We start from the raw sequence: 24,594 nt of genomic DNA, 5'->3' as shown, positions 1-24,594 counted from the left end.
GGGCCCGTTCGGGGCACGGAGACGGTCCCCCGGGGTGGTCCCTCCCGGGCCCCGTACCTCGTACGGACCGCGCCCCGCGCGGCGCGGCGCCCGGGCCCGCAGGATGGGCACATGGCCTCTGACTCCCGGCTGCGTGCCGTTGTTCCCCGCCGGCCGCGTACCACCACCACCGCCCTGACCTCGGCCGCCGTGCTGCTGGCCGCGCTGCTGACCGGATGCGGTGACGGCGACCTCCGCGCCACCGGCACGAGTGCCCGGTTCACGGCCCAGACGCTGGACTGGCGGGCCTGCCCGGCCCCGTCCGAGGCTGAGGGCGGCGGGAGCGCGCCCTCCCCGCTGCCGAACGGCGCCACCTGGGAGTGCGCCACCATGAAGGCGCCGCTGGACTGGAGCAGGCCGCAGGGCCCGACCATCGGCATCGCCCTGATCCGGGCCAAGGCCAGCGGGCCGGCGAACCGGCGGATCGGCTCGCTGGTGTTCAACTTCGGCGGCCCCGGCGGCAGCGGCGTCACCGCGCTGCCCGCGTTCGCGCAGGACTACGCGACCCTGCGCACCCGTTACGACCTGGTCAGCTTCGATCCGCGCGGGGTCGGCCGCAGCGCGCCGGTGAAGTGTCTCGGCGATGCCCAGCTCGACACCTTCTTCCAGCAGGACGCGACGCCCGACGACAGCACCGAACGCGCCCAGCTGCTCGCGCGCACCCGGAAGTTCAACGCCGCCTGCGAGGCGAACTCCGGGAAGCTGCTGCCGAACGTGCGCACCACCGACGCGGCCCGCGACATGGACCTGATGCGGCGGCTCCTCGGCGATGCCAAGCTGCACTACTTCGGCATCTCCTACGGCACCGAACTGGGCGGTGTCTACGCCCACTTGTTCCCCCAGCACGTGGGCCGGGCGGTGTTCGACGGCGTGGTCGACCCCACCCAGAACCCCGAACAGAGCGCGCTCGGCCAGGCCAAGGGCTTCCAGCTGGCGCTGGACAACTTCGCCGAGGACTGCGTCGCCAAGCCCGAGGGCTGCCCGATCGGGGACACCCCGCAGGACGTCAAGGACCGCATCGCGCAACTCCTGCACGACCTCGACAAGAAGCCGATCCCGGGGATCTCCCCGCGCCGGCTCACCGAGACGGCCGCCACCAACGGCATCGCGCAGTCCCTGTACTCCAAGGACTTCTGGGAGTACCTCACCGAGGGTCTGGAGCAGGCGTACGACGGTGACGGCAGGGTCCTGATGGTGCTGTCCGACGCGATGAACGGCCGCAACCAGAACGGCGGTTACAGCAACATCACCGCGGCGAACGTGGCGATCAACTGCGCCGACCAGAAACCCCGGTACACCGTCGCCGACGTCCAGCGGGCGCTGCCCCGGTTCCGTGCCGCTTCCCCGCTGTTCGGCGACTTCCTCGCCTGGGGCATGGTCAGCTGCACCGACTGGGCCGTGCCCGGCGCCGCGTACCACCCTGACGTCAGCGCCCCCGGCTCGGCCCCCATCCTCGTCGTCGGCAACACCGGCGACCCAGCCACCCCCTACGCCGGCGCGCGCAGGATGACGCAGGCGCTCGGCAAAGGCGTCGCGGTGGAGCTGACGTACAAGGGTCAGGGGCACGGGGCGTACGACAGCAAGAACAAGTGCGTCCAGAACACGGTGAACGCGTACCTGCTGGACGGGACGGTCCCCAGGAGCGGCGGGGTCTGCACCTGACGCCGCGCCCGGAAACGGCGGAAGCCCGCGGCGCCCGACCGAGGTCGGATGCCGCGGGCTTCCGGAGAGCGCGCCTCGGTCAGTAGACCGGCTTGTCGGGCTCGATCTGGTTGACCCAGCCGATCACGCCGCCGCCGACGTGGACCGCGTCGGAGAAGCCCGCGGACTTCAGGACCGCGAGGACTTCCGCACTGCGGACACCCGTCTTGCAGTGCAAGACGATCTTCTTGTCCTGGGGCAGCGACTCCAGCGCGGTGCCCATGAGGAACTCGTTCTTCGGGATCAGCTTGGCGCCCGGGATGGAGACGATCTCGTACTCGTTGGGCTCGCGGACGTCGATGATCTCGATGTTCTCGCCGTCGTCGATCCACTCCTTGAGCTGCTTGGGAGTGATCGTGGAGTCCACCGCCGCCGCCTGCGCCTCCTCGGAGACGACACCGCAGAAGGCCTCGTAGTCGATGAGCTCGGTGACGGTCGGGTTCTCGCCGCAGACCGCGCAGTTGGGGTCCTTGCGGACCTTGACCTGCCGGTACTGCATCTCCAGGGCGTCGTAGATCATCAGCCGGCCGACCAGCGGGTCGCCGATGCCGGCGATCAGCTTGATGGCCTCGTTGACCTGGATGGAGCCGATGGACGCGCACAGCACGCCGAGCACGCCGCCCTCGGCGCAGGAGGGGACCATGCCCGGGGGCGGGGGCTCCGGGTAGAGGCAGCGGTAGCAGGGGCCGTGCTCGGACCAGAACACGGACGCCTGGCCGTCGAAGCGGTAGATCGAACCCCAGATGTACGGCTTGTTCAGCAGCACACAGGCGTCGTTGACCAGATAGCGGGTGGCGAAGTTGTCCGTGCCGTCCACGATCAGGTCGTACTGGCTGAAGATGTCCATCACGTTGTCGGCCTCGAGCCGCTCCTCGTGAAGGATCACGTCCACGTACGGGTTGATGCCCTTGACGGTGTCACGCGCGGACTCGGCCTTGGAACGGCCGATGTCGGACTGGCTGTGGATGATCTGGCGCTGCAGGTTCGACTCGTCGACCTCGTCGAACTCCACGATGCCGAGCGTGCCCACGCCCGCCGCGGCCAGGTACATCAGCGCGGGCGAGCCCAGCCCGCCGGCGCCCACGCAGAGCACCTTGGCGTTCTTCAGCCGCTTCTGCCCGTCCATGCCCACATCGGGGATGATCAGGTGGCGGGAGTACCTGCGGACCTCGTCTACGGTGAGCTCGGAAGCCGGCTCGACCAGGGGTGGCAGCGACACGGGGACTCCGTTGGTCGGTCAATCACTACGTTTGTTCTCCCGTCAACACTGCCACGCCCTTCTTCATTCCGAGACACCCGTTTCGAGGCGCGAGACGATTTCGTCCCAGTAGCCGGGCATGGCCTCCCAGGGGTCACCCTGGCCCCGGCCGCCGGTGCGGTCCGTGAAGTAGATCGTCGCCGCGCCCTGCCAGCGGGCGATGCGCAGCGCCTCCTCCAGGTGACCGCGGGGCACTCCGTGCACGAAGTGGCAGAACCGGTCGGGCGGGTAGTCCGCCGTCCACTCCGCGACCTGGGACCAGCGGTAGTCGGCCCAGGGCCCCGCGAAGGTCACCAGCTGGTCGGCGCACTCCGCGTAGCCCGGGTGCGGATGGGTGCCGTGACCGAGGACGAGGTGGGCGGGGCCGGCGTCCGTCCGCAGGCCGGCGAGCAGCCGGCGGACGACGGGGAGCTCGGCCGCGCCGCCCGGGCAGTGGTCCAGCAGGAAGCCGTCCACCTGGTACCAGTCGAGGTAGCGCAGGGCCTCGTGGCGCAGTTCGGCGTGGTCGCGGGCGCCCTGGGCGGCATCGAGGCGGCCGAGGACGCGGACGCCCGCGTGGTGCAGCTGGCCCGCGGCTTCCAGGCAGTGCGGGTCGGGCCGGGCGCCCGGGCCCGCGCAGACGTCGAGCGCCACCCAGTCCAGCGGGGTGCCGGGGCGGGCCAGCTCGGCCCACTGGGCGGGGGCGACCAGGGGGTGGGCGTAACCGGGGACACCGAGGGCGGTGCGCACCGCGGTGCTGGTCAGATGCGGCATGCCGCCTCCATCCAGATGTCCGCCAGGGATTCCTCCAGATTGATCCGGGGCCGCCAGCCGAGCCGGTCGCGCGCGGTGCGCACATCGGCCTGCTGCCAGCTGCCGCAGCCGTCCGGGTAGGGGAACGCCGCCGGGGAGGTGTGCTCGGCCTCGGCCCGCGGGTGGCCGAGGGCGCCGCGCAACGGGCCGGGCGGGCCGTCGAGTTCGTGCAGGGCGCCGCCGTAGCCGGCCACGCGGGCGAGGATCCCGGCGGCGTCCCGCAGCCGTACGGCCCGGCCGGAACCGATGTTGATCACGCCCTGTGCGGCGGAGAGCGAGGCGGCGTGCACGGCGCGCGCGACGTCGCGCACGTCCACGAAGTCGCGCTGGATGCCGAGGCCGGCGAGCTTCAGCTCACCGTCGCCGGACTGCATGGCGCGGCGCATCGCCTCGGCGAGCCGGCCCAGCGGGGAGCCGGCCGGGGTGCCGGGGCCCGCGGGCGAGAAGACCCGCAGCACGACGGCGTCCAGACCGGAGCCGAGGACCAGTTCGGTGGCGGCGAGCTTGCTGACGCCGTACGGGCCGCCGGGGCGCGGTACGGCGTCCTCGGCGGTGGAGGAGCCGGGCTGGCTGGGCCCGTACTCGGCCCCGCAGCCGATCTGCACCAGCCGCGCTCCGCAACCGCTGCGGCGCAGCGCCTCGCAGACGGTGGCCGCGGCGACGGTGTTGTGCCGGGTCAGCTCCCGCGCCCCGCCGCGGGTGGCGCCCGCGCAGTTGATCACGACGCCCGGGTGGACCGCGTCCAGGAACCGGGTCAGCGCCCCAGGGCTGCCGGTCGCGAGGTCGAACCGTACGTCCGCGTCGTCGCCCCGCCCGAGCGCGGTGAGCTGGACGGCGGGGTCGGCGAGCAGGCGCTCGGCGACGAACCGGCCGAGGTATCCGTTGGCACCCATCAGCAGGACCCTCATCGGGCGGCTCCCGGGGCGCCGACGGGTTCGGTGGGTTCGGGGACTTTCCGGTGGGCGGTGAGCATGTCGGGTTCTCCTTCAACGGGTGGTGCCGGTGGCTTGTGGGGGGCGCTCACTCGGGGGCTCCGACGGGTGCGTGGGCCGAGGCCCGGGTGAGCGTGCGGCCGGCGTGGAGCAGCAGGGTCAGCGCCGCGATGCCGCAGGCGAGGGCCGGTACGGCGGCCTCGCCCCAGGCGTCCACGAGGGTCCGGACGGGTGTCGCCAGGAAGCCGCAGTGGGGCAGCCGGCCGGCCAGGGGCAGCGCCAGGGCCGCCGCCTGTGTGACCGCCGCGGCGGCCTGCGCGAGGGCGGGGGCGCGCCGGTGGCGGTGCACGGTGAGCAGGCGCGCGAGCAGGAGCAGGGCGCCGAGGGTGAGCGCCTGCGGGCGGGCCGCGGGTTCGCCGAGGACCGGGCCGCACAGCGCGAGCAGTGCGGCGAGCGCGCCGAGGAACAGGGTGAACGTGCCGAAGAGCAGGGGGCGTACGGCCGCCGTGAAGTCCTCCAGGCCCCGGCTGCCGGCCAGTCTCCGGCGGGCGCCCGCGGCGAGGAGGTGCGCGCACCAGGCCGCCGGGGCGACGGCCAGGGCGAGGGCGAGCGGGGGCAGGAGTGCCGTGGGCCAGTCGCCGTCCGGGGTGCCGTCGGGCAGGGTGTCGGGGCCGCCGGTCAGCACGTTGTGCAGCAGGCCGTCGCCGAACAGCGCGTAGCCGAGCAGCCAGAGGGTCCAGGCGCGGGGGCCGGGCGGACCGGCGAGGGGCCCGGTGCGCAGTGCGGCGCGGACGGCGAGGGCCACGGCGAGGAGACCGGCGACGGCCACCAGGAGGCGGGGGTGGCCGTGGGTGAGGCGCAGCCCGGCGACGGTGGCCGCGCCGGCGGCGCCGGGCAGCAGGGCGGTCAGGGCCCAGCGGGCGCGGATTCGGGGCACGGGAAGCGGGGGCGCGGGCTCCGGGCGGGCCTCGCCGGTGCGCGGCACGCGGGCGTACAGCTCCTCGGCCAGCGAGAACACGTCCCGGTGCCGGAAGCGCGCGGCGGTCCGGTCGGTGATCCCCTCGGCCTCCAGCCCGGCCGCGATCTCCAGCGGGTCCACGGCCCGCTCGCACAGTTCCCGGTGCCGGTGCAGCAGCGCTTTGACGGGGTCGACGACGCCGGACCCGGGGGCCGGTGCGCGCCCGCCGCCGGGCGCGCGGACCGCGGACTCGGGCCGGTCCGCCCGCGCGCCCGTGCCGGGGGCGCCCGGTTGGCGCGGGGCGGGCATGTGCGGGGCGGGCGTGCGTGCGGCGGGTGTGTGCGGGGCGTCGCCGGGCATTCCGCCCGGCCGCTCCTCGCCGGCCCCGAAACCGCGCTCCCCCGCCTGCGCCGACCGGGCCCACACCGGCCCGGCGTCCACCGCTCCGGCGGACGGCCCCGCCGGGGCCGGCTCGTCGGCCGTCCCGGAGGAACGTGTGGCCGCTCCTGGCGGGCCGCTCGCGGCGGGTGCCGTGAAGGCCCCCGCCCCCGTGCCCCATGGCTCCGCTCCCCTGGGCGTCCCCGGTGTGTCGGTCATCGGGTGGCCTCCGGGGCGGCCCAGGCGGGGACGTGGGTCCTGGACCAGTGGGCGGGGACGTGGGACTCGGCGGGGGCGGCGAAGGGAAGGGGCGCGCCGGCCGCGTCCAGGACGTCCCGGCGGACCGGGCAGTGCGAGACGATCTCCAGGTAGATGCCGTGGAACGCGGCGATGTTCTGCTCGACCGTGAACAGTTCGAGCGCCCGGGCGCGCGCGGCGGCGCCGAGGCGCGCGCGGCGCTCGGGGTCGCGCAGCAGCGCCACGCAGGCATCGGCGAGCGCCCGCGGATTGCGCGGGGGTACGACGAGTCCCGTGCCGCCGATCACCTCCACCACCGCGCCGACGTCCGTCGAGACGGTGGCCCGGCCGCAGAACATGGCCTCGATGAGCCCGGTGGGGAAGCCCTCCACCACGCTGGACAGCACGACGACCGCGCCGGCCGCGTACGCGTCGGGCAGCGTGGGGGCCTCGGGGCCGCCGATCTCCTCGAAGGAGACGGGGTTGGAGCCCACGGCGTGGGCGCCGTCCGCCTCGTCCGGGAAGAGCTGGGCCGCCAGGGCCCGGCACTGGCTCAGATAGGCGGCGCCGTCGGGGCCGTTCGGCGCGCCGACGACGCGCAGCCGGGCCCGCGGTTCCTCCTTGCGGACCTCGGCGAAGGCGTGCAGCAGCGAGACCAGGTCCTTGGCGGGTTCGACGCGTCCGACCCAGAGCAGGGTGTCCGGGGCCGCGCGGTCCGGGGCCTCGCCGACCTCGGCGAAGCGGGCGGCCTCCATGCCGGGGTGGACCGTGCGGATCCTGGCCCGGTCGGCGCCGCACCGCTGCTGCCAGCGGCGGGCGTGCGCGTTGCCGGGGGTGAGGAGTTCGGCGCGGCGGTAGATCTCCGCGGCCAGCCGGCCGTGGAAGGCGGCGAGCAGGGTGCGGACGGCGGGCGCGGCGGCGTCGGGGCCGAGGGCCAGGTAGTGGGAGCGCAGCTGGACGCCGTACTCGGTGACCAGCAGGGGCACGCCGGAGAAGTGCCGGGCGAGCAGCCCGGGGAGGGCGGCCGGTCCGCCGGAGGTGGCGTGGCAGAGGTCGGCGGCGCCGAGGGCGTCGTCGCCGTACCAGTCGAGGGAGAGGGGGCGCAGGGCGCGTTCGAGGTGTGCGGTGACGGTGAGCAGATCGGCCACGCGCGCCGTGCGCGCCGGGCGCGGCGCGCCGGAGGCGCGGCAGGCGCGCTCCAGGGTGCGTACGGCGGTGTCGGAGCGCAGGGCGGCGCCGAGTCCGCCGTGTTCGCGGGCGAGGCCGGCGAGGCCGTAGAGCGCGTTGGCGAAACGGTCCGCCACCGCGTCACCGGCGGCAGTGTCCGGCGCGGCGCACAGCGCGCCGGCCAGTTCGCCGTAGTGCTCGGCGAAGCTTCGGCGCGCACGCCGTCCGTACGCCACCGCCCCGGCGTCGTCCCCCGCCGTCCACAGCGGTGCCGTACGGACCCGGGTCACGTGGGGCGGCAGCGGGAGCAGTCCCTGTTCCTCCTGGCGCCTGCTGCGGCTGAGCGCGTAGAGGTCGAACTCGTGCCGGTCCAGCCCGCGCACCAGCCGGTCGCACCAGAGGCCGGCGTCACCGCCCACATACGGATAACCACCCTCCGTAAGCAGTCCTGTGCGCACGTGTGCACCCCCGATCTTCCTCCTGGTCGGCCGCCGTCGGCCCGGCGGCTCGCAGCGGGACGAACGTAAGCGGACAAGCGGGTGGCGCGACGGACGGTTGTCCATCGCGCCACCAAAAGGGGTGAACGGCCGTAACTTTCCCGCACGGAGGGCGTTTCGTCGCGCTAGGCGCGCACGCGGGCACGGAACGTCAAGTCCGCGCCGGTGCGTGCCGTCAGGCCGCCGCCGGTGCGCCGCGCGCGGCCCGGCGCCGGGCCGCCGACTCCGGGTCCAGGGAGGGCACCGCGGCCAGCAGTTGCCGGGTGTACTCCTCGCGCGGGCTGTCGTACACCTCGTCGGCCGGGCCGTACTCCACCACCCGGCCCCGGCGCATCACCGCGAGCCGGTCGCTGACCTGGCGGACGACGGCGAGGTCGTGCGCGATGAAGACCAGCGCGAGGCCTAGTTCCCGCTGCAACTCGCCGAGCAGGGCGACCACTTGGGCCTGGGTGGTGACGTCGAGCGCGGAGACGGGCTCGTCGCAGACGATGACGCGCGGGTCGGCGGCGAGCGCGCGGGCGATGCCGATGCGCTGGCGCTGACCGCCGCTGAACTCGTGCGGGTAGCGGTCGTGGTGCGCCGCTTCGAGCCCCACGCGCTCCAGCAGTTCCGTCACCCGCCTCCGGATCCGCTCCTCGTCCTTCTCGCCCCGCGCGCGCAGCGGGTCGGCGATGGACTCGCCCACGCTGCGGCGGGGGTTGAGGGAGGAGACCGGGTCCTGGAAGACCATCTGGACGGCCGGGTTCACCCCGGTGTGCGCGGCCCCCGCGTACCGGATCGTGCCCGCGGTCGGCGCCAGCAGCCCGACCAGCATCCGGCCGAGGGTGGTCTTGCCGCTGCCGCTCTCGCCGACGACGCCGACGGTCTCGCCGCGCCGCACGGTGAGCGAGACGTCGTCCACGGCGGCGAACGCCCGCCTGCCGCGCCCGAACTCGCGCCGCAGCCCGGTGGCCTCCAGCACCACCTCGCCGGTGGCGGGCGAGCCGGTGCGGCGCGCGTCCACGCGGGGTACGGCGTCGAGGAGTTCGCGGGTGTACGCCTCGCGGGGCGCCGCCAGGACCGTACCGACCGTACCGTGCTCGACGGCCCTGCCGTGCCGCATGACCAGCACCTCGTCGACGCTCTCCGCGGCCACGCCCACGTCGTGGGTGACCAGCAGCAGGCCCATGCCGGTCTCCGCGCGCAGGGTGTGCAGCAGATCGAGGATCTGGGCCTGGACGGTGACGTCGAGCGCGGTGGTCGGCTCGTCGGCGATCAGCAGCTCGGGGGCGCAGGCGAGCGCCATCGCGATCAGGGCGCGCTGGCGCATGCCGCCGCTGAACTCGTGCGGGCGCAAGCGGGCCCGCCGGGCGGCGTCCGGGATCCCGACCCGGTCCAGGACCTCCACGGCCCGCGCGCGGGCGGCACGGCGCGAGGCCCGCGCGTGCACCCGGTACACCTCGGCGATCTGGTCGCCGATGGCGTAGTAGGGGTCGAGGGAGGACAGCGGGTCCTGGAAGACCATGGCGGCCTTGGCGCCGCGCAGCCGCCGCAGCTCCCGCTCGCCGGCCGTCTGGACGTCGGTGCCGGCGACCCGTACGGTGCCGCCGACCCGGGCGCCGGTGCCGTGGTGCAGGCCCAGCAGGGCGCCCGCGACGGTGGACTTGCCGGAGCCGGACTCGCCGACCAGGGCGAGCGCGCCGCCCTCGGCGAGGCGGAAGGAGAGTTTGTCCACGGCCCGCAGGGAACCGAACTCGACCGTCAGGTCCGTGACTTCCACCAGGCTCATGCGAGCACCACCCGTCGGTCGGCCACCGCGTACAGCACGTCCGCGACGGCGTTGGCGAGCACCACGAAGAACGAGATGACGAGGACCATGCCGACGACCACCGGCAGGTCCACCACCTCCACCGCGTGGACGAGTTCCTGGCCGATGCCGGGCAGCCCGAACAGGGACTCGGTGAGGACGGCGCCGCCGATGGCGGAGCCGACGTTGTTGGCGTTGAGCGCGATGACCGGGGCGAACGCGCCGCGCAGCGCGTGCCGTGCGACGATGGCCCGCTCCCCCACGCCGTACGCCCGGAAGGTGCGCACATGGTCCTCGGCGAGGGTCTCCAGCATGGCGCTGCGGGTCAGCCGGGCGAAGGTCGCCGCCTCGACCAAGGCCAGCGACAGCCAGGGCAGCAGCAGGTTCCAGGCCCACTGTTCGGGGTCGTCGGTGAAGTTCACGTACTGCGGGAAGGGCAGCAGCTGGAGTTGGCCGCAGACGACGATCATCAGCACCAGGCCGATGACGAACACCGGGGTGGCCATGCCCGCGAGGGTGATCGCGGTCAGCGTCCGCTCGGAGACCCGGCCCCGCCGCCAGACGGACAGCACCCCGGTGCCGACGCCGAGCAGGAGCCAGAGCACCATGGCGCCGACGACCAGGGAGAGGCTGACGGGCAGCTTGCCCAGGATGATGTCCAGGACCTGCTGCCCGGTCTGGTACGACTCCCCGAGGCAGGGCGCCGCGCAGTGCTCCACGGAGGTGCCGGTGGAGAAGTCCTGGCCGACGAACAGGCCCTGGAGGAAGTGCCAGTAGCGCACGGCGAGCGGGTCGTCCAGCCGCAGCCGCTCGGCGACCTGGTGCACCTGTTCCGGCGAGCAGCGCGGGCCGCAGGTGATCTGGGCGACGTTGCCGGGGGTGGCGTAGAAGACGACGTAGACGATCACCGAGACGGCGAGCAGGGTGATCACCGTGGCCACGGCCCGGCGCAGCAGGAATCCGCCGAAGCCGCTCATGCGGTCGCCTCCTTCTTCTCGTCCGCGGCGCCCGCGCGGGCGGGGTCCGCCGGCTTCTTGCGGCCGGTGCCGACGCGCAGCCGGGAGGCGGCGCGCGGGTCGAGGGCGGTGCGCACGCCGTCGCCGAGCACGGTGAGGGCGAAGACGGTGACGAACAGGGCTCCGGCCGGCAGCAGCAGATACTGGGGCGCGGCCTGGTACCAGACGTCGGCGGCGGTGAGCATCTGTCCCCAGGAGGGCGTGGGCGGCTTCACGCCGACGCCGAGGAAGGACAGCGCGGACTCGACCGAGATGTTCATGGGCACCAGGAGCGCCGCGTAGGTGATGACGGGCGCGGCGAGCCCGGGCAGCAGTTCGCGGCGCGCGATGTGCCGGGTCTTCCAGCCGCTGAGCCGGGCCGCCGAGACGTAGTCGAGCCCCTTGGCGGACAGGGTCTGGGCGCGCACGATCTTCGCGACGCCGCCCCAGGCGACCAGGCCGATCACGAGGGTGACCAGGACGGGCCGCGGGAAGCTCGGCGGCACGATCGCCAGCAGTGCCAACGACATGATCATCAGTGGCATGGCGACGATGATGTCGGTGATCCGGCTCAACACTTGATCAACCCATTGATTGCCGAGCGCGGCGCTCACGCCGACGACGACCCCGACGGCGACCTGGATGAGCGTGGCGGCCAGGGCCACCCCGAGCGAGATCCGGGCGCCGTAGACCAGGCGCGCGAACAGGTCGCGGCCGGTCTGGGGTTCGACGCCCAGCCAGTGGTCGGCGCCGATGCCGCCGAAGGAGCCGACGGGCACGCCGCCGCGCGCGGAGTCGATCAGCGACGGGTGGTAGGTGGTGGGGTCCTGGCCCTCGACCGCGGTGAGCAGCGGCGCGGCGAGCGCGATCAGGACGAGCAGCGCGACGACCGCCGCGGCGACCAGGGCGGCGCGCTGCGCCCGCAGCCGCCGCCAGAACAGACGGGCCCCCGAGGCCGCCGGGACGGTGCTGTCCGTCCCGGCGGCCTCGACGGCGACAAGTGCCTCGCTCACGGCGTCACTTCACCGCGACCTGGGAGATGTCCAGCACGCCGGTCCAGTCGCCGATGACGATGTTCCGGACGTCCTTGCCGTACAGGCGCTTGTAGACCGGGTGGAACAGCGGCACCACGAGGGCGCGCTCGCCGATCTTCTTGTCCAGCGCGCCCCAGCGCTTGGCGGCCGCGTCGAGGTCGGTCAACTTGTTGATCGCGTCAATCTCGTCATTGACCGACTTGTCGTCGAGCCGGCTCGCGTTGAAGTTGGCGCCGTCCTTGACGATCTGCCGGCCGTCGAAGATCGGGGCGAGGAACGGACCGCCGGAGGGCCAGTCGGCGCCCCAGCCGGCGAGGAAGAAGCCGGGCTCGGTCTTCACGTTGTGCACGGTGTCCCGGTAGTCGTTGTTCTCCAGACCCTGGAGCTTCACCGTGATCCCGGCCTTCTTGAGCGCGTCCTGGAGGGCGGTGGCGATCTCCGGGCTGGTCGCGAAGTCCTTGGCGTTGGAGTGCGTCAGCGTGACGGTGAGCCCGTTCTTGTAACCGGCCTGCGCCAGCAGCTGCCTGGCCTTCGCCGGGTTGCCGGACGGACCGGCCGGGAACGGGTCGTACGGCGTGTAGCCGAAGGACTTCTGGTTCGGCAGGAAGGTGGTGGCGGGCTCGGCGAGCGCGCTGCCGCCGGCCGCGTTGACCACCGAGGAGCGGTCGACGGCGTAGGCGATGGCCTCGCGCACCTTGGGGTTGTCGAACGGCTTCACGGCCGGGTTGAACGCGATGTAGTTCGTGTAGCCGAAGTGCCCGGTGCCCACGCGCGCGGCGAGTTCCTTGTCGCCGGTGACCTTGGCGAGTTCGGCCGGACCGAGGTTGGTGTCCGTGGTGACGGCGGCGGCGTCCGCGCCCTGGGACGCGGAGAGCCGCTGGTTGATCACCGAGGAGTCGAGCCCGGAGCGGACGTCGATGGTGTCCGGGTAGGCCTTGCGCTGGTCGTCGGTGGCCGCGGACCAGTGGGGGTTGCGCTTGAGCAGCACGTGCTCGCCGTCGTTCTCGTTCTCGACGACCTCGTAGGGGCCGGACGAGACCGGGTGCTCCTCGTACTTGGTGCCCGTGTCCTTGCTCCTGGGCACCGGTGCGAACTGCGTCTGGGTGGCCAGGAACGGGAACTCGCCCTCGGGCTTGTTCAGATGGAAGACGATGGTCCGGTCGTCGGGCGTCTCGATCGCCGACAGGCCCTTCTTGTCCTTGTACGGCCCCTGGTAGCCGGCCGCGCCGGCCAGCCAGTCCCGCAGGTAGGGGGCGCCGCCGGAGAGTTCGGGGGCGAAGGAGCGCTCGATGCCGTACTTGATGTCGGCCGAGGTGATGGGGGTGCCGTCCTCGTACGTGAGGCCCTTCTTCAGGGTGTACGTCCACACGGTCGCGTCCTTGCTGGGCCGCCCGGTGTCGGTGGCCAGGTCCGGCACGACCTTGGCGCCGTCCGCGCCGTCGGCGCGGTTGCGGGTGGTGAGGGTGCGGAAGACCAGCGAGGGGACGTTCCCGCCGCCCGAGGTGTACAGGCGCGCGGGGTCGAAGTCGGTCTGCGGCTCGGAGTTCAGGACCGTGAGCGTGCCGCCCTTGTGGGGCGTGGAGTCGCCACCGGAACCCTTGGCATCGTTGTCCTTCGGGCCGCAGGCGGCGGCGCCCGCTGCCACGACCAGGCTGACGGATGCCGCTGCCACGCGGCGCGCTATGACGGACGGTTGACGCATCGGAATGACGACCTCTCGGGGCTGGTTCGAGGATCTCTCGAATGGTGAGACGTTTGGACGGGGATTGAGACGTCCATGGACAGACGTCGCCCCGGGCGCCGGGTCGTCGGAGAGTCCGCGACCGGGGGTCACGGACGGGGATACGAGAAGGGTCGCGACGCGAACGCCAGGGGGGGCGGCGTCAGCGACAGTCGATGTCGGCCACGCAGAGTGCGGTCACACCGATCAGCGCCAGCTCGATGGCGGCGCTGCAGGAGACGGCGTGACGGGGCGACATGCGCAGAAATATGAACGAACTCGCAGCTCATGTCAATGTGACATAAGCGGGCGGGGTCAACTCCTGGGATAGGGCCAGGCGTTGGGCAGGCAGTGGATTCCGTCGTGGTCGAGGAACTTGGTCTGCTGCTGCATGACCGGCGCGAGTTCGCCGTTCCTCTGGCAGGTGACGTGGTTGTGGCCGAGCCGGTGGCCGACCTCGTGGTTGATCAGCATTTGGCGGTACATGTAGATCTTGTCGCCGTATGTCTTGCTTCCCTGGGCCCACCGGTATGCGTTGATCATCACGCGCTGGGTGGCGGCCGAGTCGCAGGAGACGTTGTCCTCGGTGGTGTCCAGGCCGGACTTGGCGCACCAGGTGGCCGTGGTGCCGGGGCTGGCCAGGGTGATCACGAAGTCGGGCTTGCCGGAGGAGATCCGCTCGAAGGTGCGGGCGCCGCCGTGCGCCCAGCTCCGGTCGTCGTTCAGCGTCTTCTGCACGGCCTGCGCGAACAGCGCGCCGTCCAGGCCCATACCCTGCTCGATGTCGACCCGGTAGCGGTACTTCTGGCCCGTGCCGGGCGCCTTGTCGAAGCCGGGGACCGTGTCGAACTTCCCGGAGCCCTTCAGGGTGGCGCTCAGCGGGTAGGTGCGGTCCATCTTCTGCTGGTACGTCAGCGGCGCGGCACTCGCCGGCGCGGAGGGACGGCCGCTCGCGTCGCCCTGGTCGGGCGCGGACCGGCCCGGCGCGGCGGCGTCGTCCCGCCCCTCGGTCACCTGTCCGGCGACGACCACCGCGAGCACGGTGGTGACGGCGGCCGCGGCGATGCCGGTGAAGGTCCGCCCCTTGCCGCCGCGCTGGGCGGGTAGCGCCTTGTCCCTGCCCTTGCCCTTGTCCGCGTCCGCGGCGGCGGCCTCGACCCGCTCGGCCGGCGCCTCCTTCGTACGCGTGGCCCCGGGTCCGCCGCGGCCCCGGTCGCCGTCGCCGTCGAAGGCGTCCAGGTAGTCCTGGCGGGGACCGCGCCCGGCCGGTCCGCCCGGGCCCGCCTGGCGCTGCCGGGGCAGCACCACACCGGGCGCGCCGGCTCCGGCTCGCCCCGCGAACTCGCCCCAGCCGCCGCCGGGTTCACGCTGCTCGGGGTGTCCGCCACGGGCCGCGGCGGCACCGGGGACACCGGACACGCCGTGGGCCGGGGTGCCCTCGGGAAGACGCGGCACGCCGTGGGCCGGGGTCCCCTCCGGCGAGCGCGGCACCCCACGACCTGGAGTCCCGTCCGGCAGACGCGGCACCCCACGCGCCGGAGTCCCCTCCGGCAGGCGCGGCACCCCGTGGGCGGGCGTCGCGTCCGGTCGTCTCCCCGCACCCGCCGGGCCCGGCGCTCCCCGCACACCGGCCCGCCCGCCGGCACCCGCCCCCGGCGCTCCGCGCTCCGTGTCCCGCTCGCTCCTGGCCGCTATGTCCGGACCGTTGTCCTTGGCGGCCGGCTGGGCCGGCCCTCGGCGGCTGTGGCGTCCCACGGTGTGCTTCAGCTCCCCGCTTCCGTACCGTCGGCGGCCCCGCGGCCGCCCGTGTCCGTGCTGTCGTCCCCGTCGTCGTCAACGACGGCCCCCCGCCCGGCGTTTCCCTCCGCGTCCTGCTGCTGTGCCAGCAGTTCCCGGAACGCCCGCGCCACCACGTCCGGGTATTCCATCATCGCCACGTGCCCGGCGTCCGGCAGGGTCAGCAGACGTGAGTCGCGGAAGGCGCGGGCGGCCTTGGCGGACATGCGGTAGCCGACGAGCTGGTCCCGGCCGCCGTAGACGAGCAGCGTCGGGGCGAGCACGCGCTCGGCCTGCCGCCACAGCCCGTGCTGCCCGCCGAGCGTGTAGGCGTTGACGATGCCGCGCGCCGAGCGGGCCATCGCGTCCCAGAAGTACGGCAGCCGCAGCCGCCGCTCCAGCTCCTCGACGGCGTACCGGAAGGCCTCCGGCGACACCCGGCCCGGATCGCCGTAACAGAGGCCCATGACCCCGCGCACCCGCTGCTCGGCCGTCCACTCCTTGGTGAACCGGGTGAACAGGGCGGCGATGCCGGGCACGCCGAGCAGTCCGGTCGGCACCGCGGTGCGCTGGATGCGCAGCTCCGGCAGGGCGGGCGAGACCAGGGTGAGGGTGCGCACCAGGTCGGGGCGTACGGCGGCCACGCGGGTGGCGACGGCGCCGCCGAGCGAGTTGCCGAAGAGATGGACGGGACCCTGCCCGGCCGCGTCCAGGTAGCGGATCACCGCGCGCGCGTGTCCGGTGACCGAGTAGTCGCCGTCGTCCGGGGGCGGCGAGTCGCCGAAACCGGGCAGGTCGACGGCCTCGCTGTGCACGACGCCGTCCAGGTGGGCCATCAGCTCCGACCAGTTCTGTGAGGAACCGCCGAGTCCGTGCACGTAGAGGGCGCGCGGCAGTCCCTCGCGCGCGGGCGGCCGGCAGCGCACCGACAGGGTGACCCCGGGCAGACCGACCGAGCGCAGCCGCTCCCCTTCGCCGACCCGGACGGGCGCCACCCTGGGGAGCACACTGGCGGCCGGCACGGAAGGCGACTCGGTCGAAGACATGCGGCAATGTTACGAGATGATCACACCGGGGTTCATGTGTTCGCCGTCACAGCGTCCGCCACCGCGCCGGGGACACCCGGTGAGCGAACGGGCGCGTACGGCATGGCATCCGGAACGGCCGCATCCTAGGCTCGTACCGAGGGCACCCGCATGTGGCCGCTGCCGGTTCCAGGGACGTTCGTAGGAAGGGAGCCCAACCATGACCCACGACCCCACCGAGCCCGACACGATCGAGGAGCTGGACGACGAGACGGCCCCCGAGCTGGGTGTCGAGGACCCGGAAGTGGACGCCGTCGAGCAGCAGGCCGACGTCCGGCCGGAGCGCGACGACACGTTGACCGAGGTGAACAAGGACCGGGCGAACGAGGCCGATCTGCTCGAACAGGCACGCGTGGTCTCGCTGGACGAGGACGACTACCGCTGATCCCGCGGGACGCCCGCGGCTTTCGCCGCCGTCCGGTACGTGAAATTCTGCGTTCGCACCGCGCACTCCACGGTTACCGAAAAGTACGATGGCCGCGCGGTCGACACCGCATGTGGACGACTTTGGGAGGCGGCGTGACAGCCATCGAGCAAACTGAGGCAGCACGCCCGCGCGGCACCCGGCTGCCGCGCCGAGCCCGACGGAACCAGTTGCTGGGCGCGGCCCAGGAGGTCTTCGTCGCACAGGGCTACCACGCGGCGGCGATGGACGACATCGCCGAGCGGGCCGGCGTCAGCAAGCCGGTGCTCTACCAGCACTTCCCGGGCAAGCTCGACCTGTACCTCGCCCTGCTGGACCAGCACTGCGAGGCGCTGATCCAGTCCGTGCGCAGCGCGCTGGCGTCGACGACCGACAACAAGCAGCGCGTCCGGGCGACCATGGACGCCTACTTCGCCTACGTGGAGGACGACGGCGGCGCCTTCCGGCTGGTCTTCGAGTCGGACCTGACCAACGAGCCGGCGGTGCGCGAGCGCGTCGACAAGGTGACGAACGAGTGCGCCGAGGCGATCTGCGACGTCATCGCGGAGGACACCGGGCTCTCGCGCGCGGAGTCCATGCTGCTCGCCTCCGGCCTCGGCGGGCTCGCCCAGGTGGTGGCACGCTCGTGGCTGCACAGCGACCGCAGCGTGCCGCGCGACCACGCGGTGCAGCTGCTGGCCTCGCTCGCGTGGCGGGGCATCGCCGGTTTCCCGCTGCACGGCAACGAGCACCACTGAGACCATTCCCGCACGGTGTTCGCTGATGGCGTTCCGGCCGCAGGCGTGTACGTCCCCTCCCCGGGCTAATGTGTGCAGGTACGGCGCGGAAGATCGCGCACATCACTGACCGTCGGAGGGACATAGCCGTGGAGGTCAAGATCGGCGTGCAGCACGCGCCCCGCGAGATCGTTCTGGAGAGCGGTCAGAGCGTCGAGGAGGTCGAGCGCCTGGTGTCCGACGCGCTGGCCGGGAAGACGCAGCTGCTGACCCTTGAGGACGAGAAGGGCCGCAAGGTCATGGTGCCGACGGACCGGCTGGCGTACGTGGAGCTCGGCGCGCCGACCGTGCGCAAGGTGGGCTTCGGCGCGCTCTAGGGCGAGGCCGTGCGAGGGCCCGGCGGCATGCGGCCGCCGGGCCCTCGCACGTCCCGCGTCGCACACAGGAACGACACGACTCCTCCACAGCGGAGGATTGCGCTCCGCAGGTCACGGGTAAGACGGGCTACGACCGATCAAGCAGACCGGCCGTGGGAGGGACCCCTCGTCATGATCCTGGAAACGCTCGGCGCCGCCGTGCTCGGTCTCCTGCTCGCCTGGGCCGCGGCGGGCCGTCTGGCCCACCGTCTTCCGGCCCGCCCCCTGATCTACTCGACCGCGGTCGCGGGCGCCCTTCTGGGCGACTTCGTCACGCGCAGCGCGCTCGACCCCGGCCCGGCCCTCGTCCCGCTCCTGGGCGCCTTCGTCATCTCGGCGGCGTCGCTGTCCCTGCTGCTGCGCCCCGCACGGGTGCGCCGTTCGGCGCCGGCGTAGCGGAGCCCTTTCCGGGGGCGCGCGGACCACCGTCGGCCCGGCGCCCGTGGTCGCGCACTCCCGGCAACCGTCCCTTCGGAGCGCGCCGCCGCTCAGGCCGCGAGGCCGAGCGCGGCCATCCGCTTGGTGTGCGCCTCCGTGATCCGGGTGAACATCCGGCCCACCTCCGCCAGGTCGAACCCGTCGGCCACCCCGCCCACGAGCATCGTGGACAGCGCGTCCCGGTCCGCCACGACCCGCTGGGACTGCGACAGCGCCTCCCCCATCAGCCGCCGCGCCCACAGCGCGAGGCGTCCGCCGACCCGCGGATCGGCGTCGATGGCGGCCCGCACCTTCTCCACCGCGAACTCCGCGTGCCCGGTGTCGTCCAGCACGGCGAGCACCAGTTCACGCGTGTCGGAGTCGAGACGCGCGGCCACCTCCCGGTAGAAGTCGCTCGCGATGGAGTCGCCGACGTACGCCTTGACCAGGCCCTCCAGCCAGTCCGACGGCGCGGTCTGGCGGTGGAAGCCGTCGAGCGCGGCGACGAACGGGTCCATCGCCGCCGTCGGCTCCTCGCCGATCTCGGTCAGCCGGTCGCGCAGTCGCTCGAAGTGGTGGAACTCGGCCGAGGCCATCTTCGCCAGCTCCGCCTTGTCCGCGAGGGTCGGCGCCAGCTTGGCGTCCTCCGCGAGCCGCTCGAACGCCGCGAGCTCGCCGTAGGCGAGCGCACCGAGCAGGTCCACGACGGCGGCGCGGTAGTGCGGCTCGGCGGCGGCCTGCGCCCAGTCCTGGGCGGCGACACCGGTCGGCGCGGGGGCGGCGGACGCCTTCTCAGCCTTGTCAGAGCTAGTCATGAGGCGCACAATAGCCCGCTCCGCGCCCCCCTCAAGCCCCTGGCCGGGCACTGTGACCACGACTACGTGACCTAATCGGCCATCGCATGTGCGCCGATCCGGGGTATGGTGGTATTGCGCATGCTGAGTGCGTCGACGGTGTTCGACGTGCCCTGACAGGGCGCACGCATGAGGATGCCCGGTCGGTGGCCCGATCGGCTCCGACCCGACAGCCCTCCGTGGCCGTACGGCTCAACGTACGACGACCGGAGGGACACCCTCAGCGGTACGAGCGCTAGAGCGTCGGCAGAGGTCCCGTGTCATACGGCTTGCCTTGACTGGTTGGCCCGTACGGCAAGCCGACGTCCCCGGCACGGTCAGCCACGACCCCCGCGCTCGCCTCGCACCGCGCCACACAGAAGAGGCAGCACCCTGACTACGACGTTTCGAGACCTTGGGATTCTCCCCGAGACCGCCGAGGCCCTGGAGGCCGTCGGCATCGTCAACCCCTTCCCCATCCAGGAGATGACGCTCCCCGTCGCCCTTTCCGGCACGGACGTCATCGGCCAGGCCAAGACCGGCACCGGCAAGACGCTGGGCTTCGGCCTCCCGCTCCTCGAGCGCGTGACCGTCCCCGCCGACGTGGAGGCCGGACGCGCCGCCCCCGAAGCCCTCACCGACGCCCCGCAGGCGCTCGTCGTCGTCCCCACCCGCGAGCTGTGCACGCAGGTCACCAACGACCTCCAGACGGCCGGCAAGGTCCGTAACGTGCGCGTGCTGGCCATCTACGGCGGCCGGGCCTACGAGCCCCAGGTCGAGGCCCTGCAGAAGGGCGTCGACGTCGTCGTCGGCACCCCGGGCCGGCTCCTCGACCTCGCGGGCCAGAAGAAGCTGGACCTGAAGCACGTCAAGTGCCTCGTCCTCGACGAGGCCGACGAGATGCTCGACCTGGGCTTCCTGCCCGACGTCGAGAAGATCATCGCCATGCTGCCGGCCAAGCGCCAGACCATGCTGTTCTCGGCGACCATGCCGGGCGCGGTCATCGGCCTCGCGCGCCGCTACATGTCCCGGCCCACGCACATCCGCGCCACCGCGCCGGACGACGAGGGCGCGACGGTCGCGAACATCAAGCAGTTCGTCTACCGCGCGCACAACATGGACAAGCCGGAGATGGTCGCCCGCATTCTCCAGGCCGAGGGCCGCGGACTGGCGATGATCTTCTGCCGGACCAAGCGCACGGCCGCCGACATCGCCGAGCAGTTGCAGCGCCGCGGGTTCGCCTCCGGCGCGGTCCACGGCGACCTCGGCCAGGGCGCCCGCGAGCAGGCGCTGCGCGCCTTCCGCAACGGCAAGGTCGACGTGCTGGTCTGCACCGACGTGGCCGCGCGCGGCATCGACGTCGAGGGCGTCACCCACGTCATCAACTACCAGTCCCCCGAGGACGAGAAGACGTACCTGCACCGCGTCGGCCGCACCGGCCGCGCGGGCGCCAAGGGCACGGCGATCACGTTCGTGGACTGGGACGACATCCCGCGCTGGCAGCTGATCAACAAGGCGCTGGAGCTGGACTTCAACGACCCGGTGGAGACGTACTCGTCGTCCCCGCACCTGTTCTCCGACCTCGGCATCCCCGAGGGCACCAAGGGCATCCTGCCGCGCTCGGAGCGGACCCGTGCCGGTCTGGACGCGGAGGAGCTGGAGGACCTGGGCGAGACCGGCGGACGGGGTGCGCGCGGCCGTGGCCGCGGTGGCCGTCCCGACCGCTCCGGTGCCCCGGCCCCCGAGAGCGAGCGCGAGCGTCCGGCCCGGACCCCGCGCCGTCGCCGCCGCACCCGTGGCGGCGCCCCGGTGGACCCGTCCGCCGCGGCCCCGGCCAGCGAGTCCGCGCCGTCCGTGGAGGAGCCGGCGTCCCCGCGCACCCCGCGCCGTCGCCGCCGTACCCGCGGCGGTGCCCAGGCCCCGGTCGCGGTGCCGGCGGAGGCGACCACCGAGACGCCGCAGGCGGCCCCCGTGGCCGCGCCCGTCGTGGAGTCCGCCGTGGCGGCGCCCGCCGTTGAGGCGCCCGCCGAGGAGAAGCCGCGTCGCCGTCGCACCCGCGCGTCCGCGGAGCGCGCCGAGACGGCCGCGGTCGAGACGCCGGCCCAGGAGGCCGTGGCCGCCGAGGCCGTCGTCGCCGAGGCCCCGGCCGTGGAGACGCAGCCGGAGCCGGAGACCAAGCCGCGCCGCCGCACCCGCAAGACCGCGGAGGCCGCGGAGGCCGCGGTGGACACGGCCGAGGCCACGGAGGCCAAGCCGCGCCGCACCCGCAAGACCGCGGCCGCCAAGCCGGAGACCGAGGCGGAGGCCCCCGAGGCCGAGGCCAAGCCCCGCCGCACGCGCAAGACGGCCGCCGCCAAGGCGGAGGCCGAGGCGGAGGCCCCCGAGGCCGAGGTCAAGCCGCGTCGCACCCGCAAGACCGCGGCGAGCGCCGAGGCCGCGGCGGAGACCGCCGAAGCCACCGAGGCCAAGCCGCGCCGTACGCGGAAGACGGCCGCCGCCACCGAGGCCGCGACCGACGAGGCCGCCCCGGCGGCCAAGCCGCGCCGCACCCGCAAGACCGCGGCCGCCAAGCCGGAGACCGAGGCGGAGGCCCCCGAGGCCGAGGCCAAGCCCCGCCGCACCCGGAAGGCGACCGCCGTCGAGGCGGACGCGCCGGAGGCCGAGGCCAAGCCGCGCCGCACCCGCAAGACGGCCGCCGCCAAGGCGGAGGCCGACGCCCCCGAGGCCGAGGCCGAGGTCAAGCCCCGCCGCACCCGCAAGACCGCGGCGAGCGCCGAGGCCACCGAGGCGGAGGCCGCGGAGGCGAAGCCGCGCCGTACGCGCAAGACCGCGGCCGCGGCCGTGGAGGCGGCCGACGGTGCCGAGCCGGCCGCTCCGAAGGCCCGGCGCACCCGTAAGGCCACGGCGGAGATCCCGGCGCAGGCCAGCGGCGAGCCGGAGACCAAGCCGCGCCGTACGCGCAAGACCGCCGCCGCCACCGAGGCCGCGACCGACGAGGCCGCCCCGGCGGCCAAGCCGCGCCGCACCCGCAAGGCGACGGCGGCCGTGGAGGCCCCGGAGGCCTGATCCGCGCTCGTCGGCGGTAGTCGGCGGTAATCGATGACGGCCCGGTCCACTCAGGTGGGCCGGGCCGTCGCCGTTCCCGGACGCATCCCGCCGCACGGCCGGCCGCCCGGCACGCCCGATAGCCTCTCCCCATGAGCATGCCCAGCACCTTCGTCCCGCCCCCCGGCGCCCAGGCGTACCCGCTGCGTACCGCGCGCGGGGAGTTCGCCGTGGTGGACGCCCCCGTGGCGGCGGGAGTGGAGCCGAGGGGGGTGGTACTGCTGGTGCCGGGGTTCACCGGCAGCAAGGAGGACTTCAACCCGCTGCACGTGCCGCTGGGCGAGCGCGGGTACCGGACCGTGGCCGTGGACGGGCGCGGGCAGTTCGAGTCGGACGGCCCGGAGCACGACGAATCCGCCTACGCACAGGCCGAGTTGGCGCGGGACGTGCTGGCACAGGCCGAGGCGCTCGGCGGGCCGGTGCATCTGCTGGGACACTCGCTCGGCGGCCAGATCTGCCGCGCGGCCGTGCTGCTGGACCACACCCCCTTCCGGTCGCTGACGCTGATGGCGTCCGGCCCGGCCCGGATCTCCCCGTCCCAGCAGGAGCGGGTGAAGCTGCTGCGGGACGCGCTCGCCGTGATGACGATGACCGAGGTGTGGGAGGCGATGCGGGCCATGGAGGCGCCCGAGGAGACGAGGACGCCCGAGCCGGGGGACACCCCGGCCGAGCGGGAGGACATGCGGCGCCGCTGGCTGGGCACGAAGCCCGCCCAGCTCATCGCCACCGGCCGCCAGTTGTGCGCGGAGCCGGACCGGGTCGCGGAACTGGCCGCCCTGCCGCTGCCGTTCCACGTGCTGTCGGGCGTCCGGGACGACACCTGGCCAGTGCCCCTGCTGGACGACATGGCGGTGCGCCTGGGGGCGCGGCGCACGGTCGTCGACGGCACCGAGCACTCCCCCAACACCGAGAGCCCCCTCGAAACGGCGCGCGCGCTCGCCGACTTCTGGGACGCGGCGGACGCGTCCGAACAGCGCGCCTAGCCCTGCTCGTGCCGCCAGTACTGCGCAGTCCTGCCCGTGCCGTCAGTACTGCGCCTGGAGGTGGTCCCAGAAGCCGTCCCGCAGGGCCCGGCGCAGGTCCGCCTGGCCGCGCAGGGAGTACTGGAGCAGGCCCTCGGCCTCGACCAGCAGGTCCTGGTCGACGGAGCCGGGCAGGTACGGGTGGCCGGGCAGCAGTTCGACCAGGGCGTCACGGCCCCGGGAGGCCAGCCATTTGGCGGCGATCTGGGCGCCGACGAAGCGGACGTCCTCGCGGGTGGGCCGGGCCCCCGCGCCGGCCTCGTAGGCGGCGGCCGTGCGTCTGGAGACGTAGGGCTTGAAGAACTCCAGGTCGAGGGTGCGCTGGCTGTCGACCTCCCACAGCAGCGGCTCGGCCTGGTTGCGGCCCTCGGGCGCCTCGATGCCCCACAGGTGGACGCGGGCGCCGTAGCCCTGGGCCGCCTCGACCGCGGAGACCAGGTCCTCGTCGCCGCCGAGCAGGGCCGCGTCGCTGATGGCGCGGTGCCGGGCGAGTGACTCCAGATCCGTGCGGATCAGCGAATCGACGCCCTTCTGCTGGTTGTTGGCGTTGAGGTTGCCGAGGCGGACCTTGACGTCGGGGAGTTCGGCGATGATCTGCTGCTCGGCGGTGTGGATGCGGCGCCGGGCGCCGTCGTACCAGTAGACGCGCAGCAACCGGCTGTCCGCGAAGACGGTGCGGGCACGGTCGATCAGCGCGTCGATCAGTCCTTCCGCGTCGACGTCGAAGGCCCGGCGGTCCTCGGTCCCGGCGACCAGCCGGCCCGCCGCCGCGTACAGATACCCCGCATCCACGAAGATCGCGTGTGTCGAGGGTGTCTTCGCCACCTCGGCGAGCATGCGTTCGAGCAGCTCGTTCGTACGGTCGATACGGGCGGCAAGGGGCGCCAGGTCGTCGTTCATCACCTCCATTCTCCTTGTCGTCACACTGTGAACACAACCGGTCCCGATCTGTCTCGAACGATACTTATCAGTCAGTAATTAGATGCGCGAAAAATTTCCTTAGCGTAGGGAATGTTTGCCACCAGCAGCACGTTGACCAGTACGACACCGGATACACGTCCGGTGCCATCGAGTAGTTCTCCGCAGGAGGATGACCAGACGAAGGGAGAAGCCTGTGCGCTTCGAAATCATGCGACTCGACGAGGTCGACGGCACCACCGTGGACAGCACCGTCGTGGACGCCGCCTCCGTCAACCGGATCGTTCAGCAGGCCGCCGCCGTAGGACAGCGCCTGTGGATCCGCCCGGCCGAGACCCCGGCCTCGTAACGGGGTTCCCGCTCACGCCTTCCGGGGGAACCGGGCCCG

Annotated in this window: 22 protein-coding genes; 8 read left to right on the top strand and 14 right to left on the bottom strand. The window is 73.5% G+C overall.

The window, feature by feature from the left end; genetic code table 11:
* The first annotated feature begins 111 nt into the window (after positions 1-111).
* A complete protein-coding gene (locus tag BLW85_RS25385) occupies positions 112-1,701 on the top strand; it encodes an alpha/beta hydrolase (protein ID WP_074993193.1) in 1,590 nt (529 codons plus the stop codon).
* Between the two features lie 79 nt (positions 1,702-1,780).
* Here the strand turns inward: BLW85_RS25385 and moeZ are convergent, their stop codons facing one another.
* The 12 genes from moeZ to BLW85_RS25330 form a co-directional block, all read right to left on the bottom strand.
* Positions 1,781-2,959: an adenylyltransferase/sulfurtransferase MoeZ gene (moeZ, locus tag BLW85_RS25380; protein WP_070026880.1), complete on the bottom strand. Its 1,179-nt coding sequence runs from the start codon at positions 2,957-2,959 to the stop codon at positions 1,781-1,783.
* A 63-nt stretch (positions 2,960-3,022) separates the two neighbouring features.
* Positions 3,023-3,751 (bottom strand): spherulation-specific family 4 protein, encoded by a 729-nt coding sequence (locus BLW85_RS25375; protein WP_074993192.1) that lies wholly within the window; start codon positions 3,749-3,751, stop codon positions 3,023-3,025.
* Positions 3,739-4,698 (bottom strand): NAD-dependent epimerase/dehydratase family protein, encoded by a 960-nt coding sequence (locus BLW85_RS25370; RefSeq protein WP_070026882.1) that lies wholly within the window; start codon positions 4,696-4,698, stop codon positions 3,739-3,741. The genes BLW85_RS25375 and BLW85_RS25370 overlap by 13 nt, the downstream gene beginning before the upstream one ends.
* A 112-nt stretch (positions 4,699-4,810) precedes the next feature.
* Positions 4,811-6,040 carry a hypothetical protein gene (locus BLW85_RS25365; RefSeq protein WP_425275370.1) on the bottom strand — a complete coding sequence of 410 codons (1,230 nt, stop codon included), beginning with the start codon at positions 6,038-6,040 and terminating at the stop codon, positions 4,811-4,813.
* A 233-nt stretch (positions 6,041-6,273) separates the two neighbouring features.
* Positions 6,274-7,920 carry a DUF3492 domain-containing protein gene (locus tag BLW85_RS25360; protein WP_074993191.1) on the bottom strand — a complete coding sequence of 549 codons (1,647 nt, stop codon included), beginning with the start codon at positions 7,918-7,920 and terminating at the stop codon, positions 6,274-6,276.
* Positions 7,921-8,134: 214 nt separating this feature from the next.
* On the bottom strand, positions 8,135-9,727 hold the full coding sequence (locus BLW85_RS25355; RefSeq protein ID WP_074993190.1) for a dipeptide ABC transporter ATP-binding protein: 1,593 nt from the start codon (positions 9,725-9,727) through the stop codon (positions 8,135-8,137).
* Complete coding sequence (locus tag BLW85_RS25350) at positions 9,724-10,722, bottom strand: ABC transporter permease (RefSeq protein WP_074993189.1); 999 nt, start codon at positions 10,720-10,722, stop codon at positions 9,724-9,726. The genes BLW85_RS25355 and BLW85_RS25350 overlap by 4 nt, the downstream gene beginning before the upstream one ends.
* A complete protein-coding gene (locus BLW85_RS25345; RefSeq protein WP_074993188.1) occupies positions 10,719-11,753 on the bottom strand; it encodes an ABC transporter permease in 1,035 nt (344 codons plus the stop codon). Before BLW85_RS25345 ends, BLW85_RS25350 begins: the two co-directional genes overlap by 4 nt.
* 4 nt (positions 11,754-11,757) lie before the next feature.
* Positions 11,758-13,476 carry an ABC transporter substrate-binding protein gene (locus tag BLW85_RS25340; protein ID WP_074993187.1) on the bottom strand — a complete coding sequence of 573 codons (1,719 nt, stop codon included), beginning with the start codon at positions 13,474-13,476 and terminating at the stop codon, positions 11,758-11,760.
* A 181-nt stretch (positions 13,477-13,657) separates the two neighbouring features.
* Complete coding sequence (locus BLW85_RS40795) at positions 13,658-13,753, bottom strand: Ms4533A family Cys-rich leader peptide (protein ID WP_341867952.1); 96 nt, start codon at positions 13,751-13,753, stop codon at positions 13,658-13,660.
* Positions 13,754-13,809: 56 nt separating this feature from the next.
* Positions 13,810-15,249 carry a DUF3152 domain-containing protein gene (locus BLW85_RS25335; protein ID WP_425275348.1) on the bottom strand — a complete coding sequence of 480 codons (1,440 nt, stop codon included), beginning with the start codon at positions 15,247-15,249 and terminating at the stop codon, positions 13,810-13,812.
* An 8-nt stretch (positions 15,250-15,257) separates the two neighbouring features.
* Positions 15,258-16,316 carry an alpha/beta fold hydrolase gene (locus BLW85_RS25330; RefSeq protein WP_071828747.1) on the bottom strand — a complete coding sequence of 353 codons (1,059 nt, stop codon included), beginning with the start codon at positions 16,314-16,316 and terminating at the stop codon, positions 15,258-15,260.
* 199 nt (positions 16,317-16,515) lie between these two features.
* Here BLW85_RS25330 and BLW85_RS25325 point away from each other — a divergent pair, with 199 nt between their 5' ends.
* The 4 genes from BLW85_RS25325 to BLW85_RS25310 all read left to right on the top strand — a co-directional run bounded on the left by BLW85_RS25325 (position 16,516) and on the right by BLW85_RS25310 (position 18,307).
* The gene (locus tag BLW85_RS25325; protein WP_070026893.1) at positions 16,516-16,740 is read left to right on the top strand and encodes a hypothetical protein; all 225 of its coding nucleotides are present in this window, start codon (positions 16,516-16,518) and stop codon (positions 16,738-16,740) included.
* A gap of 134 nt (positions 16,741-16,874) precedes the next feature.
* Positions 16,875-17,516, top strand: coding sequence for a TetR/AcrR family transcriptional regulator (locus tag BLW85_RS25320; RefSeq protein WP_070026895.1), 642 nt, complete (start codon positions 16,875-16,877; stop codon positions 17,514-17,516).
* Positions 17,517-17,644: 128 nt separating this feature from the next.
* Positions 17,645-17,872 (top strand): DUF3107 domain-containing protein, encoded by a 228-nt coding sequence (locus tag BLW85_RS25315; protein WP_046421387.1) that lies wholly within the window; start codon positions 17,645-17,647, stop codon positions 17,870-17,872.
* 171 nt (positions 17,873-18,043) lie between these two features.
* Positions 18,044-18,307: a hypothetical protein gene (locus tag BLW85_RS25310; protein ID WP_070026896.1), complete on the top strand. Its 264-nt coding sequence runs from the start codon at positions 18,044-18,046 to the stop codon at positions 18,305-18,307.
* A 92-nt stretch (positions 18,308-18,399) separates the two neighbouring features.
* On the opposite strand, the gene BLW85_RS25305 is transcribed toward BLW85_RS25310, so the two are convergent.
* On the bottom strand, positions 18,400-19,143 hold the full coding sequence (locus tag BLW85_RS25305) for a ferritin-like fold-containing protein (RefSeq protein ID WP_180329537.1): 744 nt from the start codon (positions 19,141-19,143) through the stop codon (positions 18,400-18,402).
* A gap of 504 nt (positions 19,144-19,647) precedes the next feature.
* Between BLW85_RS25305 and BLW85_RS25295 the strand changes: the two genes are divergently transcribed.
* Positions 19,648-22,227, top strand: a complete 2,580-nt coding sequence (locus tag BLW85_RS25295) for a DEAD/DEAH box helicase (protein WP_074993185.1) — start codon at positions 19,648-19,650, stop codon at positions 22,225-22,227.
* Between the two features lie 131 nt (positions 22,228-22,358).
* A complete protein-coding gene (locus BLW85_RS25290; protein WP_107409177.1) occupies positions 22,359-23,249 on the top strand; it encodes an alpha/beta fold hydrolase in 891 nt (296 codons plus the stop codon).
* Between the two features lie 42 nt (positions 23,250-23,291).
* On the opposite strand, the gene BLW85_RS25285 is transcribed toward BLW85_RS25290, so the two are convergent.
* Positions 23,292-24,197, bottom strand: coding sequence for an NYN domain-containing protein (locus tag BLW85_RS25285; RefSeq protein ID WP_107409176.1), 906 nt, complete (start codon positions 24,195-24,197; stop codon positions 23,292-23,294).
* A gap of 205 nt (positions 24,198-24,402) precedes the next feature.
* On the opposite strand from BLW85_RS25285, the gene BLW85_RS39500 reads away from it, so the two are divergent.
* Positions 24,403-24,555: a hypothetical protein gene (locus tag BLW85_RS39500; RefSeq protein ID WP_086805833.1), complete on the top strand. Its 153-nt coding sequence runs from the start codon at positions 24,403-24,405 to the stop codon at positions 24,553-24,555.
* The last annotated feature ends 39 nt before the right edge of the window (positions 24,556-24,594 follow it).

The organism is Streptomyces misionensis, from assembly GCF_900104815.1.
GTDB lineage: Bacteria > Actinomycetota > Actinomycetes > Streptomycetales > Streptomycetaceae > Streptomyces > Streptomyces misionensis.
Note: the sequence above shows the minus strand (reverse complement) of the source record. Positions and strands in the feature narration are given on the sequence as shown.